The 15,787-nt window shown below is 70.2% G+C and carries 16 protein-coding genes, 1 tRNA gene and 1 pseudogene; 3 read left to right on the top strand and 15 right to left on the bottom strand.

Annotation, left to right across the window (positions count from 1 at the left end; all coding sequences use genetic code 11):
• Nucleotides 1-27: 27 nt before the first annotated feature.
• Nucleotides 28-1,278, bottom strand: coding sequence for an APC family permease (locus JHAT_RS05145; protein WP_077796817.1), 1,251 nt, complete (start codon nt 1,276-1,278; stop codon nt 28-30).
• A 140-nt stretch (nt 1,279-1,418) separates the two neighbouring features.
• Between JHAT_RS05145 and JHAT_RS05140 the strand changes: the two genes are divergently transcribed.
• Nucleotides 1,419-1,685, top strand: coding sequence for a GlsB/YeaQ/YmgE family stress response membrane protein (locus JHAT_RS05140; protein WP_077796816.1), 267 nt, complete (start codon nt 1,419-1,421; stop codon nt 1,683-1,685).
• A 116-nt stretch (nt 1,686-1,801) separates the two neighbouring features.
• On the opposite strand, the gene JHAT_RS05135 is transcribed toward JHAT_RS05140, so the two are convergent.
• Complete coding sequence (locus JHAT_RS05135; protein WP_077796815.1) at nt 1,802-2,290, bottom strand: YajQ family cyclic di-GMP-binding protein; 489 nt, start codon at nt 2,288-2,290, stop codon at nt 1,802-1,804.
• Between the two features lie 224 nt (nt 2,291-2,514).
• On the opposite strand from JHAT_RS05135, the gene JHAT_RS05130 reads away from it, so the two are divergent.
• Nucleotides 2,515-2,596, top strand: a tRNA-Tyr gene (locus JHAT_RS05130).
• A 162-nt stretch (nt 2,597-2,758) separates the two neighbouring features.
• Here the strand turns inward: JHAT_RS05130 and JHAT_RS05125 are convergent.
• The 12 genes and pseudogenes from JHAT_RS05125 to JHAT_RS05075 all read right to left on the bottom strand — a co-directional run bounded on the left by JHAT_RS05125 (nt 2,759) and on the right by JHAT_RS05075 (nt 13,214).
• Nucleotides 2,759-4,126, bottom strand: a complete 1,368-nt coding sequence (locus tag JHAT_RS05125) for a tyrosine-type recombinase/integrase (RefSeq protein ID WP_077796814.1) — start codon at nt 4,124-4,126, stop codon at nt 2,759-2,761.
• 69 nt (nt 4,127-4,195) lie between these two features.
• Nucleotides 4,196-4,384: an AlpA family transcriptional regulator gene (locus JHAT_RS05120; RefSeq protein ID WP_077796813.1), complete on the bottom strand. Its 189-nt coding sequence runs from the start codon at nt 4,382-4,384 to the stop codon at nt 4,196-4,198.
• Nucleotides 4,385-4,827: 443 nt separating this feature from the next.
• On the bottom strand, nt 4,828-6,300 hold the full coding sequence (locus JHAT_RS05115) for an ATP-binding protein (protein WP_077796812.1): 1,473 nt from the start codon (nt 6,298-6,300) through the stop codon (nt 4,828-4,830).
• A 1-nt stretch (nt 6,301) separates the two neighbouring features.
• Nucleotides 6,302-7,153, bottom strand: a complete 852-nt coding sequence (locus JHAT_RS05110; protein ID WP_077796811.1) for a bifunctional DNA primase/polymerase — start codon at nt 7,151-7,153, stop codon at nt 6,302-6,304.
• Nucleotides 7,154-7,240: 87 nt separating this feature from the next.
• Entirely contained in the window at nt 7,241-7,705 is a 465-nt protein-coding gene (locus tag JHAT_RS05105; RefSeq protein ID WP_077796810.1) for a hypothetical protein, read from the bottom strand.
• A gap of 207 nt (nt 7,706-7,912) precedes the next feature.
• Nucleotides 7,913-10,033, bottom strand: a complete 2,121-nt coding sequence (locus tag JHAT_RS05100) for an FtsK/SpoIIIE domain-containing protein (protein ID WP_077796809.1) — start codon at nt 10,031-10,033, stop codon at nt 7,913-7,915.
• Between the two features lie 105 nt (nt 10,034-10,138).
• Complete coding sequence (locus JHAT_RS05095) at nt 10,139-10,456, bottom strand: hypothetical protein (protein ID WP_077796808.1); 318 nt, start codon at nt 10,454-10,456, stop codon at nt 10,139-10,141.
• Between the two features lie 31 nt (nt 10,457-10,487).
• Nucleotides 10,488-10,676 (bottom strand): hypothetical protein, encoded by a 189-nt coding sequence (locus JHAT_RS35140; protein ID WP_253195400.1) that lies wholly within the window; start codon nt 10,674-10,676, stop codon nt 10,488-10,490.
• 528 nt (nt 10,677-11,204) lie between these two features.
• Nucleotides 11,205-11,582, bottom strand: a pseudogene (locus JHAT_RS35135) (DNA cytosine methyltransferase); the annotation flags it as partial.
• 47 nt (nt 11,583-11,629) lie between these two features.
• Nucleotides 11,630-12,523: a DUF2637 domain-containing protein gene (locus tag JHAT_RS05085; RefSeq protein WP_077796806.1), complete on the bottom strand. Its 894-nt coding sequence runs from the start codon at nt 12,521-12,523 to the stop codon at nt 11,630-11,632.
• The gene (locus JHAT_RS05080) at nt 12,520-12,945 is read right to left on the bottom strand and encodes a hypothetical protein (protein WP_077796805.1); all 426 of its coding nucleotides are present in this window, start codon (nt 12,943-12,945) and stop codon (nt 12,520-12,522) included. The genes JHAT_RS05085 and JHAT_RS05080 overlap by 4 nt, the downstream gene beginning before the upstream one ends.
• Complete coding sequence (locus JHAT_RS05075; protein ID WP_077796804.1) at nt 12,945-13,214, bottom strand: DUF6284 family protein; 270 nt, start codon at nt 13,212-13,214, stop codon at nt 12,945-12,947. Before JHAT_RS05075 ends, JHAT_RS05080 begins: the two co-directional genes overlap by 1 nt.
• A 643-nt stretch (nt 13,215-13,857) precedes the next feature.
• Between JHAT_RS05075 and JHAT_RS05070 the strand changes: the two genes are divergently transcribed.
• Nucleotides 13,858-14,988 carry a helix-turn-helix transcriptional regulator gene (locus JHAT_RS05070; RefSeq protein ID WP_171990749.1) on the top strand — a complete coding sequence of 377 codons (1,131 nt, stop codon included), beginning with the start codon at nt 13,858-13,860 and terminating at the stop codon, nt 14,986-14,988.
• Here JHAT_RS05070 and JHAT_RS05065 read toward each other — a convergent pair.
• A complete protein-coding gene (locus tag JHAT_RS05065; protein WP_077796803.1) occupies nt 14,972-15,760 on the bottom strand; it encodes an NUDIX domain-containing protein in 789 nt (262 codons plus the stop codon). The genes JHAT_RS05070 and JHAT_RS05065 overlap by 17 nt on opposite strands.
• Nucleotides 15,761-15,787: the final 27 nt, after the last annotated feature.

Genomic DNA, 15,787 nt, shown 5'->3' with positions numbered 1-15,787 from the left:
CGGGAAGAACGGCCCTCCGGCGGCGACCTACCGCGGAGCCGGCCACCCCCGCACCGCGTACGCCACCACGCCCACGGCCAGCACCCCCACCCCCACGATCACCGAAACCACCGGAAGGGAGAACGCCAGCACCACGCATCCGGCCAGCCCCAGCGCCGGCACGATCCGCGCCCGCGCCGTCGTGGCCGAGCCCAGCGTCCAGGCCGACGCGTTGGCCACCGCGTAGTACACCAGTACGCCGAAGGAGGAGAACCCGATCGCGCCCCGCACGTCCACCGTGGCGGCCAGGACCGCGACCGTGGCACCCACGGCCAGCTCCGCCCGGTGTGGCACCCGGTACCGCGGATGCACCGCGGTCAGCGCCGCGGGCAGGTGACGGTCCCGGGCCATGGCCAGGGCCGTCCGCGACACACCCAGGATCAGCGCGAGCAGCGAGCCCAGCGCGGCGACGGCGGCACCCGCCCGCACGACCGGCGCCAGTTCCGGCACGCCGGCCGCCCGGACCGCGTCGGCCAGCGGCGCGGTCGCCCCGCCGAGACCCGCCGGACCCAGCACGGAAAGGACAGCCACCGCGACACCCCCGTACACGGCCAGCGTGATGCCCAGAGCCAACGGAATGGCGCGGGGAACGGTGCGCGCCGGATCCCGTACCTCCTCGCCGAGGGTCGCGATCCGCGCGTACCCCGCGAAGGCGAAGAACAGCAGCCCGGCCGCCTGCAGCACTCCTCCGGCACCGCCCGACAGTCCGACGTCCAGCCGTCCGGCGTCGGACCGCCCCGACCCCAGGCACACCACCACCACGGAAGCGAGGACCGCCAGGACCACCGCCACGATCACCCGCGTCACCCAGGCCGACTTCCGCACGCCGCCGTAGTTCACCGCGGTCAGCGCCACCACGGCCGCGACCGCCACCGCGTGCGTCTGCCCGGGCCAGACGTACGCGCCCACGGTGAGCGCCATGGCGGCGCAGGACGCCGTCTTGCCGACGACGAACGACCAGCCGGCCAGATATCCCCAGAACTCCCCGAGCCGCTCACGTCCGTAGACGTACGTGCCGCCCGAGGCCGGGTACCGGGCGGCCAGCCGTGCCGACGACGTGGCGTTGCAGTAGGCCACCACGGCGGCCACGGCGAGGGCGGTCAGCAGCCCCGACCCGGCGGCGTGCGCCGCGGGCGCCAGGGCGGCGAAGATCCCGGCACCGATCATGGAACCGAGCCCCACGACCACCGCGTCGCCCACGCCCAGGGTGCGCCGCAGCTCCGAACCCGCAGGTGTCATGGGCCGCACCCTACTGACCGACGCAACCACCGGGCGGGGCCGGAACGTCCTCCCCGCCAAGAAGAAGTGAACACACCCGGAGGTACGAGCCCCCAGCGCTCGGACAGCGCGGGCACAGCGAGGAAGGGCAGGGCCACGGCATGACCGTCGTCAGCTGGATCATCCTGGGACTGTTGGCCGGAGCCGTAGCCAAGGTCCTGCTGCCGGGCCGCGATCCGGGCGGCCTCATCGGCACCACCGTCATCGGCATCGCGGGCGCGTTCATCGGCGGCTGGATATCGGCCCGCTGGCTGGACCACCCGATCAGCAAGGACTTCTACGACGGCGCCACCTGGGCGGCGGCGATCGGCGGCTCGCTGGTCCTGCTGATCGCCTACCGGATCCTGTTCGGCAACTCGCGCGACTGAGCGCGCCCGGACCGGACGGGCAGCGGAAAGGGTGGGCACCCGAGAGCGCCCACCCCTGGTCGTGCACGACTGCCGCACGCGGCCGGCCCAACCGGACGCCATGGGCATCCGGCAGGTCAGCGGTAGTTCACGAACTGCAGCGCGAAGTCGAAGTCCTTGCCCTTGAGCAGCGCGATCACGGTCTGCAGGTCGTCACGGCTCTTGGAGCTGACCCGCAGCTCGTCGCCCTGCACCTGGGCCTTCACGCCCTTGGGACCCTCGTCGCGGATGATCTTCGCCACCTTCTTCGCGTTCTCCTGGGAGATGCCCTCCTCGATCGACGCGAAGATCTTGTACTCCTTGCCGGAGAGCTGGGGCTCGCCCGCGTCCAGGGCCTTCAGCGAAATGCCGCGCTTGATCAGCTTGGACTGGAAGACGTCGAGGACGGCGTTCACCCGGTCCTCGGAGTTGGCCTCCATGAGGATCTTGTCCCCGGACCACGAGATCGAGGCGCCCACGCCCTTGAAGTCGTAGCGCTGGGAGATCTCCTTGGCGGCCTGGTTGAGGGCGTTGTCGACCTCCTGCCGCTCGACCTTCGAGACGATGTCGAAACTGGAGTCGGCCATGTCCTGTGGCTCCTTGCATCTGGGTGCGTGTCGGGTCCGTACCGGCATACGTGGGCGGCCGCCGAGCCCGGCAGGGGTTCTCGGCCGCATCCGGACAAGCCTAGCCACCCCCCGCGTCCGGGGTGGAGATCAATCGGGTGGCGAAGCACCCCTCCCTATCGGGTATTGTTTACGTCGTTGCCACGGAGCACCGCCGCAAGACGGTGCGAAGAGCAACGAACCCCGGCGGTGTGCCCGAGCGGCCAAAGGGAGCAGACTGTAAATCTGCCGGCTCAGCCTTCCCAGGTTCGAATCCTGGCGCCGCCACACGACCGAAAGGGTCTGTGACCAGCAGCAATGCTGGTCACAGACCCTTTCGTCGTTGACGGGCCTGACCTGATCGTTATGGGTACTTTTTCCCAGTGTGTCTCACCCTGATTCGGGTGCTGACCAGTCCGTGTGGGGCAGGCGTGGGGCAGTGTCGGCCCCCTAGTTGCCGCTCCTCAGTGCCCGCTCGATCCGGGCGTTCGCTGTGGCTGCACCGCCGTCCAGGCACTTCGCGTACACCCGGAACAGCACGGCCACACTGTGGCCGGCGCGCGCGGCTACTTCCTGCGGCTCCACTCCCGAACTGAGCCAGGTGGAAACGGCCGCGTGGCGAAGATCATATGGACGCTTGGCGAGCGGCGACGCGCACTGAGCGGGCGTGAGAGCACGCGCGCGGGCTTCCGCCCATACCTCGCCGTATCCGGTGTCCTGGATGAGCCCGCCGCGCTGCGTCCGGAACAGCCGCCCGTCTGGGGCGACGCCGTACGCAGTGACGTGCCACCGGAGCAGGCTCACGAGATCGGGCGGGATCGGCACCGTGCGGACTGCCTTCCGGGGCCGGTGCTTGAGCCCTCGCCGGTCGTGTGCCTCACCGCTGTCCGTCCAGGCCGACCCCGAGCGCGGGCGGGTCTCTCGGAGTTGCAGAGTGCCCCATCCTCGCCGTGGCAGGTCGCAGTCCTGGCGACGGAGGCCGATGACTTCCGCCGGCCGTGCCGCCGCGTAGTACATGCAGCCGAAGAACGCGACCAGGCGCCGCCCGCGGGGGCTCTGCGTGCGCACGGCATCGAGCAGCGCGAGAGCCTGCCGGGGGTCTGGCACTGAGGCGGGGTCCAGTTCTTCGGCTACCTGCTCCGGAGCTTTCCACTGCACCTGAGGCAGGGGGTTGTCCGTCAGACGGCCGGCGTCGACGGCGTAGCCGAGTGCGTTGTGGAAGATGGCCCGCTTCCGCCGGATGGTCGACGCGGACGCCGTGGCACCGTCCAGCTTCTTGGTCAGGGCGTCCAGAGCCGCGCGCACGTGCATCCGGTCGGCCAGCGCGGAGGTGGGCAGCGACTTCCGCTCGAACCACGCCAGCACGGCGGCCACATCGTCCGGGAGTTCCTGGTCACGGCGGCTCATGTTGAACGCCCAGCTATAGAGAGCCGTCCGCACAGTCGTGGCGTCGGCCATTCCCTTGGTGTTCGTGACAAGCGCCGGCGTCACCGTGGCCATGGCTTCCGCGAGCGTCCGGCGCGTCGAACCGGGGGAGTGCTGCCACTTCATCTCGATGTACTCGCGGGCGTGCTGATACCAACTCACGTCGTTGCGCTTCCGCAGCTCGGAGACCGGCACCCCGGTGGACTCGTCGAACGGCTCGCCAGCGTGAGCCGCCCGCAGCAGCTCGGCGCGGCGGCCCTCTGCCAGCGTCTTGGTCCGGAAGGTCTGAGAGTGCGGAGTCTCGCCCGTCTTCCAGCGCAGCTCTGCGGAGCTCTGGCCACGGTCCTTCCGCTGACGGACGGACCAAATACGAACGTCGTACGTCTTCCCCATCGGGGGCCTTCCTGCGACCGGGGCCCGGCATGAGCCGGGCCCCGTGGGTGGGTTGGTCAGTCGGTGCGATCAGTAGGCGGGGGAGTCCAGGCGGCTGAGCCAGTCGTCCAGGTCGGTGCGACGGACCCGCAGGTGACCGTTGGGCAGCTTCACGAGGCGCGGCGCCTGCCCACGGGCGCGCATGCGGTAGAAGGCGGCGCGGCTCATGCCGATCTCGGTGAGGACTTCAGGGAGCTTGAGCATCTGGGGGCGGGCCATCGTTGCTACTCCTCGGGTCGGCTGGCCTTGGGGCGTGTGTGTCCTAGGTGCGGATTTCTGCGTCACCACGTCACGTGCGTCACTCATGCCGTCTGAGCTGCGGTTTTCGGGTGACGCAGGACGCCGGGAGTGCGTCACCTGTGACACAGGCTGTTCGTCACGCGTGACGCAGGTGACGCGGCGTGACGCAGAGAGAGGCCGTCTGCGTCACGCCCGAATAGGCAGGTCGCGAGACAGATTTCATGATCGTGTGACGCTGTGACGCAGCGTCCCCCCACTTAGGAAAAAGGAGGGGGGTGTCTGTGGTTGTGCGGTGCGGCTCAGGGCTTGAAGAGGGAGCCGCTTCGCGGCACGTCCAGTGCAGGGCGGCGCTGCCGCCGAACAGCAAGAGGAGCACGCCGGGGCGGTGGTGCTCCTCTTGCTTGTGCGGTCGTGCAGTGCGGTCAGAACGCCTGCTGTTCGTGCGGGGCCGTGACCGGCGAGTGGGTCATCTCGATGTAACGGCCTTCCCTGGTGCGGCCCGAGTCGATGAAGACGCCCCGGGCGGCCAGGGTGGGCTGGAGACGCTTGAGACGGTCGGAGAGGACTTTGCCGGTGGTCGGCCACCCTTTGGGCAGGGGGCGGAAGTCCTCGCCGGTGTAGAGCTGGCTGAGGCAGTGCAGCCACTCCGTGGAGGTCATCCGCTGCTGTGCGCCCGGTTCGAGGTCGGCGGTATGGCGGAGGACGGTCTGTGCCAACAGGTCGCCCTCGATCACGTCGTCGTTCAGGTCGTCCAGGCTGGCCCGGTACGCGGCCAGCGCCCCGAGACCGGTCGCGGTGTCGAGCTGCGCGCACAGGTGCGCGAAGTCGGCCATCCGCAGATCGGTCGGGGTCTCCGCCTCAGCCGCCCGAACCTTCACGGTCAGGTCCAGGAGCGACCCGAGGACCACGGGCAGCACTTCCGCGTACTCCGTCCACAGCTCATCCTCCGTGCGCCGGACCTTTGGCCGTTCCAGGCGGAGCGGCAGGAGGCGTTCGGCGAGGTCGGGCCGGATGACCCCTACGTCGATGCCGGTCAGGAGCAGGGGGCGGCGGTAGCGGGCGCGGAACACGTCGCCGTCGGTGAAGAGCGCGCGCTTGACGTTCTCGGCGCCGGTGACGATGCAGCACATGGCGTCCGAGAGGTCCGGGGTCATGTGGGAGAGGTTGTCCAAGGCGGTGACCCATCCGGCGGCCACGGCCGCGATCAGGTTCTCTTCATCCTTGGGGGCCCGGCGCAGGTCTCCGGTCATGCCCTCGATGATCCGGATGAGCATGCGGCCGCCGGTGGACTTGCCGGCGCCCTGCGGTCCGGTGAGGAACGGGGCCGGGACGGGCACGGATGGCCCGAGACAGCCGATCAGCCACGCGATGGCCAGGCACTCCGTCTCGGCGTTGGCGAAGTTGCACAGCCTCAGCAGGAGATCGATGCCCTTGCCGTCGGTGTCCTTGACCGGCAGCGGCAATTCCCCCGTGAGCTGCGTGCGCCGCCAGCACACCTCACGCGGGTCCGGCACGGCGATGTCCCACCCGGTGGGGTGAATACGGACCGACTGCCCGTCGGCCCGTCCCAGGTCGAGCCACGTCGCGCCGTCGAATCCCGGGGCAACACGGATGTGCACGGGCTGTACGTCCTCGGTCAGGGCAAGGGCCTCGATCAGGTCGAGAGCCTCTTTGAGGGCGGTGCCGTTGAAGACGCCGTGCCCATCGCGGAAGAGGCCGACCATGAGTTCCTGGCGGTGGCTTCCGGTGGTGCCCTGGGAGCGGATCGGGCGGGCCACGGGGTGGCCATTGCGCTGCGCGTAGACGGTGCCGTCGGCGGTGCGGAAGTACCGGAAGTTGGATTGGGCGTAGTCGGTGATGATCTCGCGTGCGGGAGTCTTCTCGTCCTCGGACATGTCACAGTCCCAACGTGGTGCGGGCGTTGGTCCACGCGTCCGTGCAGTGCCGGGCCGTCTCGCCCTTGCTCTGCGCGGCGGTGAACAGCCGGGCGACGTGGGTGTCGGTGAGGCAGCCGCACCGGCCGTGCATGGACAGCACCGCGAGGAACGTCCGGTACACGGTGGCGTGCACCGCGCTGGACGCCTCCGTGATGCGCTGCTCCGCCATGGCGACGCCCCGTTCCAGGAAGACGGGCGTGCGATGGGGGCATTCCCCCCGTCCGCCCCTCAGAGGCCCTGGGAGCGTCTGTGACGCCCTGGGGGCGGGGGACGGCTCCTTTACTGCCAAGGCGCGGACAGCGTCCGGGAGAGCGGCGATGGCGCCGGTGCCCGGTCCGAGCCAACGGGCGTAGGCCATGGTGGACTTGATGTCCACGCCGGGCCGGACCCCGTTGTGTGAGGTCATGGCGCCCCGGTAGACCCAGTGTTCACCGCGGGTCGTCGGCACGGTCCGGGTGGCGGGCAGGGCGGTGCGGGCCCAGGCGATGGCGTCGGCGTCGTCGAGGTCGACGACGGTCAGTCCGGCGCCGCCGGGGTGGTAGGCGACGCACACCGCCTGCCGCCATGCTGCCGCCCACTCAAGGGAGACGATGACCGCGGGGTCGGTGGTGGCGGCGGCCCACCCGTGGCACGGGGCCGGGCACCGGCACGGGCCCGGGGTCTTCATGTTCGGCCGTCCGCCGCACGCGTTGTCGGCGCACGCCGTGCAGTTGCCGAACGGGACCTTGCCCCGGCGCAGGGGCAGCACGGGCACGCCGGACGCTGCGAGACTCAGTGCCGTGTGCTGCGGGTAGAGCGTGGGTTGCGTCATGCTGGGTGTCTCCAGTCCTTGACGGGTTCTGGCGAGCAAGGGCGGCCCCGCGTTCTTGGCGGAAGGTGGGGGCCGCCCTTGGCGTAGCTAGCCGTGGAAGTGGTTGCGCTTGATCACGGCCTTGCGGATGTTCACGGTGGTGCCGCTTTGGTGGCCGCGCGTGCTGAAGAGCTGCACGGCGATCCATCCGCCGAAGATCACGGCGGCCAGGATGATGAGCTGGGTGATGAACGCGGTGAGTGCGGCGATGAACGAGGTGAGTAGGAGCAGCCCGCCGCACAGCGCGAGGAACCCGACGCCTCCCAGGGCGACGTTCACCGCCGTCCGCGAGACGGCCGGTTTGGCGGCGGCCGGCTCGGGGTGGGCGGGGTTGATGGCGTAGCCGGTGACGACGCGGCCGTCCGGCAGGATGATGCTCGCCACCGCCGGAACGGCGTTCGGCTGCCCCGGAATGACCGGCGCCGTCACTGGCACGGCCGGCGGGAGCGGGGTGGGCTGGTGGACTTCCACGGCCCGCTGTGCGGGCACGTGTGGAGCCTGTTCGGGGTACATGCGGAATCCCTTCCGGTCGATGGCCAGGGAGGCAGAGACACCCCCTTCGGAGTGCTCTGCAGAGGGGTGTTTCGAGGGTCTGACCTGCACGCCTCCCTGGCTCCCTGAACGATCATTCGCGCAGGTCAGAGCCAGGGAGGCGGGGCAGGGAGGCGGTCAGGGAGTTCTCCCTGCCTCCCTGCCCCGCTGGTCGTTCGCTCCCTGCCGTCACTCGGCGGAAGCGGAACCTTCCCCGTCGCGGTTGGCGAGGGCGCGCGCCACCCGGTCACGGGAGACGACCATCACGCCGTCGGACTTGTACGGCCCGGCGTCGGCGTCGTCGAGGACGCGCTTGAGGTCGAGGAACGACCAGTCGCCGTACGCGTCGCCGTTGCGCGCGGCGAGCCGCGCCAGCACGTCCTTGGTCCGCACCCGCGGAGCATCGCCGACGACGGCGGCGATGTCGGCGAGCGGGTCGTGCTCTGCGCTCCGGTCGATGGCGTGCAGGGTGGTGACGCCGTCGCGCAGGGCCTTGGCCCGGTCGGTGATGGCCTTGGCGGCGTCGTCGTCGATGTAGTGCGTGCGGACCGTGATAGACGACTGTCCCGCCGGGATGGTGATGCCGTCGGAGGCGACGACCAGGGTTCCCCGGTCCAGGCCCGGACGCAGCAGGTTCGGCGCCGCCCCGCCATCAACGGCCTTGTCCCCGAGGGCCATGCGGGCCTGGGACTCCGTGCCGAGGGCGAGGGAGGCGCGGGTGTGGGCACCCTCGCGCACGAGCTTGGGGAGGTTCTCGTTGGTCGGGTCCTGCGTGCCCTGCCACATCAGCACGTTCACGGCCCGGCCCTGGTTGTGAATCTTGCGCACGGCCATGAAGTACCGGGAATCGGCCTTGGCCCCGCCGTAGGGTCGCTTGTCCTTGCCGGTGCCCTTGGCGGGGCACATGAACGCGACCTGTGCTTCGTCGACCAGCACGATCAGCGGCGGGAACACCGTGCCGGGCGGCGCCTGGAGACGCCGGTTCATCTCGTCGACCGCGCCTTCCACCATCTCGGTCACCTGGATGACGTGCTCATCCGTCGGACCCTGGATCAGGGTTGTGGCGAGGCCGTCGAACATGTTCCAGTCGCCCGCGCCCTTGAGGTCGCCCATGAGGAACTGCACGGACTTGTCCAGGGACAGCCACAGGGCCAGGGAGCGCAGAGCCACGGTCTTGCCCTGGTTCGACAGACCCGTGATGAGCAGGTGGCGCTGGTAGAGGGACAGGGCGGCGGCGTCGCCGCGCAGGTCCTGGCCCCACGGGGCCTTGCCCTTGGTGTAGTCGGCGGTCATCGTGTCGTCGGTGACCAGCGGGGACGGGCCGATCGGCTCGTCCAGCGCGCCGGAGTCGGCGACCCACAGCCGCACCGTGCGGGCCGCCTGGGGGATGGTGATGAACACCTCGTGTTCGTGCCGGGTCAGGTTCTCCGCGAGCTTGCGCCGCTTGGCCTGCACCTCGTTCGTGGCCACCCCGGAGGGAAGGGTCACGTCGACCTCGACACCGCATCCGGCAATCCGGATCGGTCCGAGCATCGAGGCGCCGGCGTCGCCCATCTCCTTGATGGCACGCGCCAGGGCCGGGACTCCGAGGTCGCGCAGGGCCTTGACCACGATGGACGGGGTGATCGGCTCCCCTTCGGTGTTGCGGACGTTCGCTGGGAGGGCCCAGGCGGGAGCGGCGTGCTGCTTGCGGCCCACCGACCACAGGGCGAGCAGGGCCAGGAAGGGGCCGATCGTGAGCGCCGGACCCCACACAACCTGCACGATCCGCATCAGCAGCGCGATGAAGTCGATGGTCGCCGACAGCGGCGTGATGACGTCGCCGACGTGGCCGGTGTTGAGGGCCATGACGACGCCGAGGGCGACCAGGACACCGATGCTCATCCCGGCGCCGACGGCCACTCCCTTGGCGGCCTCGACCGGGGAGTGCAGCAGGTCCATGCGGCGGTGGTGGCGGGCTGCGCGGAAGCGCTGCAACCGCTCCTCCCACTCCTCGGCCGCTTCGAGGTTCCCCGCAGCTTCCGCCGCCCGGATCATCCGCTCGTACCGGGACCCGGTGCGGCCGTCCCACGCCCGGCGGGCCACGATCCGGCCCCCGTTGAAGGTGTAGAGACCGTGCCGGGCCGCCGCGCGGACCGTTGCCCGGGTCGTCTCGTGCGTGACGGCCGACTTCACGACGCGGCCGGAGCGGACCCACAGCGGCACGGGCCGCGCCGGGGGCGCGTCGGGCACGACCGTGAGCACCGTCGGCGCCGTGTCGCCGGTCGGCGGGTCGGTGGGCTTGTGGAGGTGAACGACGTTCTCAGACATGCTGGAACTGCTCCTGACTGCCCCCAACGGGGGCGGGAGTAAGGGAGTGAGCCGGGGTGGCCGGGTCCGTGGAAAGAGCGGCCACCCCGGTACGGAAACGGCTGGTCAGAACCAGCCGGACGACTTCTTGGCGGCCTTGGCGCGGGCGGACTCGGTGAGGAGGCGCTGCCGCTCGCCGTGCAGGGCGGTCAGCTCCGCGTTCAGCCGGATCTCGGCACTGTTGCCGGTGGCGTCCATGCGTTGTTCCTCGCGGCCCGCGCTGCGGCCCCGGGCGACCTTGTAGCCGCCGACGGCCAGCGAGCGGGCCATGGCCCGGCGCTCACTGCCGTTCAACGGCCACCACTCGCCCCGGCGGACCGCTTCGAGCTTCTTCTGTGTCGCCTGGATCGCGCGGTCCAGGCGACGGATGTCGGCGTTGCGCATCGGTTGGCTACTCCTCGAAGGCTCGGGATGGTCAGGCGGCCGTACGGGCGGAAAGGGCGGCGGGGGCGAGGAAGCGGAGCGCGGCCGTGGCCTGTTGCGGGACCACGCCGTTGCCCAGCGCCTTGAGCTGTGCGGAGCGGGACAGGCCGGGGACGGCGGTGACGTGCCCGGCGGGCAGGCCCATGAGCCATTCGACGAAAGCGGGGCTCAGCCGTCCCACAGCGTCAACTGGCCCGGGGGCGGGGCGCTGGAGGACCGCCTCCCACCGCGCGACCGCTTCGGCGTACTCGCCCCACTCGGCGGGACCGTCGGGAACGCGCTCAGCGCCGTCTCGGGCAAATTGGCCCTGCCCGACTGCACTCGCCGGTCCGTCGCTTCCGTACGCGAGACCGCGCCCTTCGCGCCGTCCGTGGCCCGCGGGGTCGGCAGAAGCGAGCCCATCTCGGCGGCCAGGCTCCTGCCGTGCGTCCCGGCTTCCTGCGAGGGGCTGCGTTTGGTTTGCCGGTTCTCGTTCTCCGACGCGCGCGGGGTGGGCAGCAGGGAGACGACGTGGCGCAGGTTCATCCCGCCCTGGGCCGCGTGTCCGGCTCCGGTGTTCTCGGAGGTCGACGGGGTCGGCAGGAGCGAGCCGACGGCGGTCGGAAGCTGCCCGCGCTGCCCGCCGCCCTTGAAGTCCCGTGCTGCCGGAGTCGGCAGGCCAGGCGAGGACGAAGAGGCGTTTGCGCTGGTGAGCCGCTCCCACGTCAGATGCGCGAAGAGTGCACCACCGCGCATCGAACCCGAGGGCGGCAAGGTCTCCAAGCACGGTGTCGAATCCGAGAGAAAGGTGCCCTGCGACGTTCTCAAACACCGCGAGTCGGGGTCGTAGAACCCCAAGGGCACGGGCGATGTCGGGCCAGATGTGCCGCTCATCAGCGATTCCCTTCCTCTTGCCGGCGGAGCTGAACGGCTGGCAGGGGTAGCCGCCCGTCACGATGTCGACCGGTTCCACCTCGTCCCAGGGGGCGGAGGTGATGTCGCCCAGGTTCGGCACCTGCGGGTGGTGGTGGGCGAGGATGCGGGAGGCTCCGGCGTCGTTGTCCGCGACCCAGGCCACTGAGCCGCCGAACACGGCCTGGACGGCCATGTCCAGGCCGCCGTAACCGGAGCAGAGCGAACCGATCCGCAGTCCGCTCATGCCGCCGCTCCTGCGGCCCGCTCGGCGAGGATCGTGTCCCGCAGTGAGCGGGCGTTCGCCGGAGACGTGCGGATGGCGCGGCGGATGCCCTCGCCGGTCACCTTCGCGTCCGGCCAGTCGGCCGTCGCCTGCCGTGCTTCGGCGAGCAACTGTTCCGGCGTGCGCTTCGGTCGGGTCGACTTCGCCACCGCCGGGACACGGCCCGTGGCACGGCGCGGACGGGTCGACTCCGCCGACACCGCACGCCGCTCGATCGACGCGACGGGAGCGGGGTCGACCTGTGGGAGCGGCTTGGTCGGGAGCGTCGACTTGAGGAAACCGACGGCCACCGGCCGGGGCAGTGCCACCGCGTTCGGGGTGATCGGCCCCGAGGTCGATACGGGCAGGTCAGCCGTAGACCGTTTCCTGTTGATCTCGGTAGATTCCTCCGCCTTTGCGGTAACGGTGGGAATCGGGTTGGGGCGGTGGTGCAGCACCTTGGCCACGAGGTCGGAACCGAAGTAGATCGACCCGACCGGCAGCGACGTGGCGAGCAGGACCAGGGCCCAGTTCGCCGGGTCCCAGTCGGCCAGTCGCCCCCAGTCGACCGTGCGGCCGTGCAGCTCCGGGACCAGACCGTGCACGTAGTTGAGGACCAGGGAAGCGACCGTGTAGGCGCCCAGGACCCGCAGGGCGAACGTGCGGTCGCGGTCGGCCAGGACCAGGGTGGCGATGAGGGCGAGGGCCATGAGGCCGTCGACCACGAACGGATACAGCATCGCTGCCGTGTCGTCGGCGCCGACGGCGCCGGCGATGTCCCGAAGCGCGTTCCACGAGACACGGAACGCCATGCCGACCACGGCGACCAGGGCGAGCACGAGGGCGGCGCGGCCCTTGCGGTGAAGGTTCATGACCGGCCCGCCAGCCACGGGAAGGGGTGGGTGTGGTGCGCGGCGCGGAAGATGCGCACGGCCACCCCGGCGGGGGCGTCCGGCTTGGCGACCGGGCGAGCGCCGGTGATCGAGGCCAGCATGCGGGCGGCGTGGTGCTCGCATCCGTCCGCCCCCGCGTTCTCCGCGTCGATGATGGTCACGACGACCGGGCCACCGCACGGCGTCGGGTCCTCCGGGTGCGCGGCCGGGCACCGGAGGACGTTCCCGCCGGGGGTTTCGTCGACCATCTCGATCAGCCGCTCCACGGCGACCTCAAGGCGGCCGATCATGCGGGCCATGGCGCTGCCGTCCAGCAGGTTCACGCTCTCCGCAGCCGCCAGCGCGCGGCGGGCGGCCTCGAGGGTGCAGCGGTCGTACTCGGTGAGGTCGAAGCGGGCCATCAGGCTGCACCCCCCGGCACGCTCGTGCCGGCCGCGCGGTTGACCAGCGCGACGCGGGCGGCCAGCGCACGGCGGCGGGCCCGGCGGATACGGCGCGCGTCGACCTCGGTCGGCGTGCGGTCGAGGGTGACGATGTGCGCGTCCAACAGGTCGACGTCCGCCAGGATGACGGGCATCTCCTGCTCGATCGCGTCCAGCTCAGCGTCCGTGGGTTCCATCCACGGCTCGAACGCGGTAACAACGTCCTGAACAGTGACGATGTGGTTCATGGGTCATGGTTCCTTCCAGCGAGGAACGGCCCGAACGCGGCTCCCGGGATGCCCCCCCGGGAGCCGCTTGCCGTTGGAGTCGGTTCCGGCTCCCCTCAGCGCTGCTCGTGCGAGACGAGTAGCGGAGGCAACCGGCCGCCGCGACCAGCACGGCGGAAAGGCTGAGGTTCGAAGCGCGGCAGGTGCCGCAGAAGGTTCTGCGGATTTCAGATCACGCAATGCCAGTCACCGCCCCGACGGGGCGGATCCGGGCGGGTCACCCGGCCCGACATGGGCGGTCGGGATGGTGACCCGCACCCATCGACCGCACGTGTTCATGCGGCTGGGTCGGCACTCTGTTGAGTTCTCCACAGCGCGTCCTCCGGGCCGTGCGTCCGGGCGCTGCCTCGCACACCGTGATTTCAGGACCAGCCCCAATCTGGTGCGCACCAGTAGAGTGCATCTGGTGCGCACCAGTGTCAAGGTGGTTCGCTGAATCGAGTGGCGATGTGACCGCCGCGGTGCATCTCCAGAAGACCTCTGGAGGCAGGGTCGGCGGTAGCCAACAGGGCTTAACATCCGTCCTGTTAACCCCTGTTGACCTGCGGCAACGTGCGTCATGCTGGCAAGGTGGTGCGAGGGAGCCAACGCCGGGAGGTGGCCCGTGAGTACGGGACTTCGAAGCGCGCGGTCGGCGCGTGGGTGGTCGCAGGAACGACTGGTTCGGGAGATCGAGCAGTTCGCCCGACGGAACCTCACGGACGTTGCGTCGACCGCGAGTTTGCGCGTCTACGTGTCCGAGTGGGAGAACGGCAAGCGCACCATCTCTGACCGGTACGCGCGTGTCCTGCGACAGCTCCTCGGAGTCACGGACGGGGAGCTGCGGGACGCCGCACCAGCGCCGGCAGCACCGTTCGCAGACGGTTACGACGACCTGCTGAGCCGTATCGACTCGGCCAGCAACGTCAGTGAGTCCATGGTGAAGACGTTCAACGACCAGACCGAGCTACTGCGCACCATGGATCGGCAGAGGGGCGCTGCGGCCCTGGTCGATCAGATGAGTGGGCACCTTGCTGCTCTGGAAGACGCACTCAACTTCGCAGTGTTGCCCGCCACGCGTCGACCCGTGGCGCTCGCCCTCGCCGGCGCTTCAACTCTCGCGGCGTGGCAGGCAATCGACGCGGGGGCCGTTGAGCGCGCGTGGCGGCACTACGAACTTGCCAAGCGCGCGGCGCGCGACGCCGAAGAGCCCATGTACCTGGCGCATGCGATGGGCGAGCAGGCTTACGTCCTCTGTGAGGCGGGGCGACCGGCGCTCGCGGTTGACCTGGTGCGGGACGCCCAGCGCACCGTCGGCCAATCCGGTTCCGCCCGGCTGCGCGCATGGCTGTACGCCGCAGAAGCGGAGATGTGTGCCCATGCCGGGATGCCGGACGACTGCCGACGCGCGCTGGACGCGGCCATGGCCGTCATCCCGCCGGGCTTGGAGGACCGGGACCCGGACATGCTAAGCATCTTCCTGAACGGCGCCCATCTCGCCCGGTGGCAGGGCAACGTGCTCGCTCTACTGGGGGAGTCGTCGGCAGTCACAAGCCTCTACAGCGCGCTGGACGTGATGGACCCGACCTTTGTGCGCGCCCGGGCCGGACTGCATGCCGACCTGGCACAAGCGCACCTCACGCGAGCCGAGTACGACGACGCCAGTAAGCACCTGCGGCAGGCCCGACTGTTGGCGAGCCGGACCGGTTCGGTCCGGCAGCGCCGCCGCGTCGACCAGCTCAGTGCGCGGTTGTGAGTCCCTGGGTGCGTCGAGTCGCCAGGATGTGGAGCAGAGCGACCAGAGTTCCTGAGCCCAGCAGCTCACCGCGGGCCATGAGCCCGGGAATGTCCGCCAGTGGTACCCACTCGATGTGGCCGGCCTCTTCCAGGTCGGTCGGCTCGCCAACCTTCTCAGCGCCGTGCGCTACGAAGATCTCGTGTGGCGAGTCGACCATGCCGACCATGGGCTGATAGCTCACAACGTGTTCCAGCGTCTTGGGCCGCCATCCCGTCTCTTCGACGGTCTCCCGTAGCGCCGTGTCCGCCGGGTCTTCCCCCTGGTCGACGATGCCGCCGGGGAGTTCCCAGCCGAATTGCTGCGGAACGAAGCGGTATCGCCACATCATCAGAACGCGGTCCTGATCATCAATGACGGCCGTGACCGCCACGTGGTGGAGCCTCACGACGTGGTGTTCAAACCGCTTCACCCCCGGGGGCTCCACGTCCCAGAGCTGGAGTCTGACCCATCGGTTGTCGTACACGTCGCGCTCGCCGTGGATACGCCAGGGTTCCAGCCCTTCCGGACGCTGAACGCTCACCGCGCCCGGCACCCGGTACGAACTCCGTCCCCGCACCTCCAACTGCCCTTCAGAGACGAGACGGGCGAGAACCTGCCGTAGAGCCGTCCGGCCGATGCCGAGTTCTTCCGCGAGGGTGCGTTCTGAAGGGAGCTTGTCGCCGGGCGCATACTCGCCTGCCGCGAGTCGTGCGTGAAGCGTCTCGTAGACCTTGGTCGTCTTCGGTCCCATCGGCGGAGCACTCTCCGTTCTGAGGTG

The sequence above is a fragment of the Streptomyces sp. JHA26 genome, assembly GCF_002005565.1.
Lineage (GTDB): Bacteria > Actinomycetota > Actinomycetes > Streptomycetales > Streptomycetaceae > Streptomyces.
Note: the sequence above shows the minus strand (reverse complement) of the source record. Positions and strands in the feature narration are given on the sequence as shown.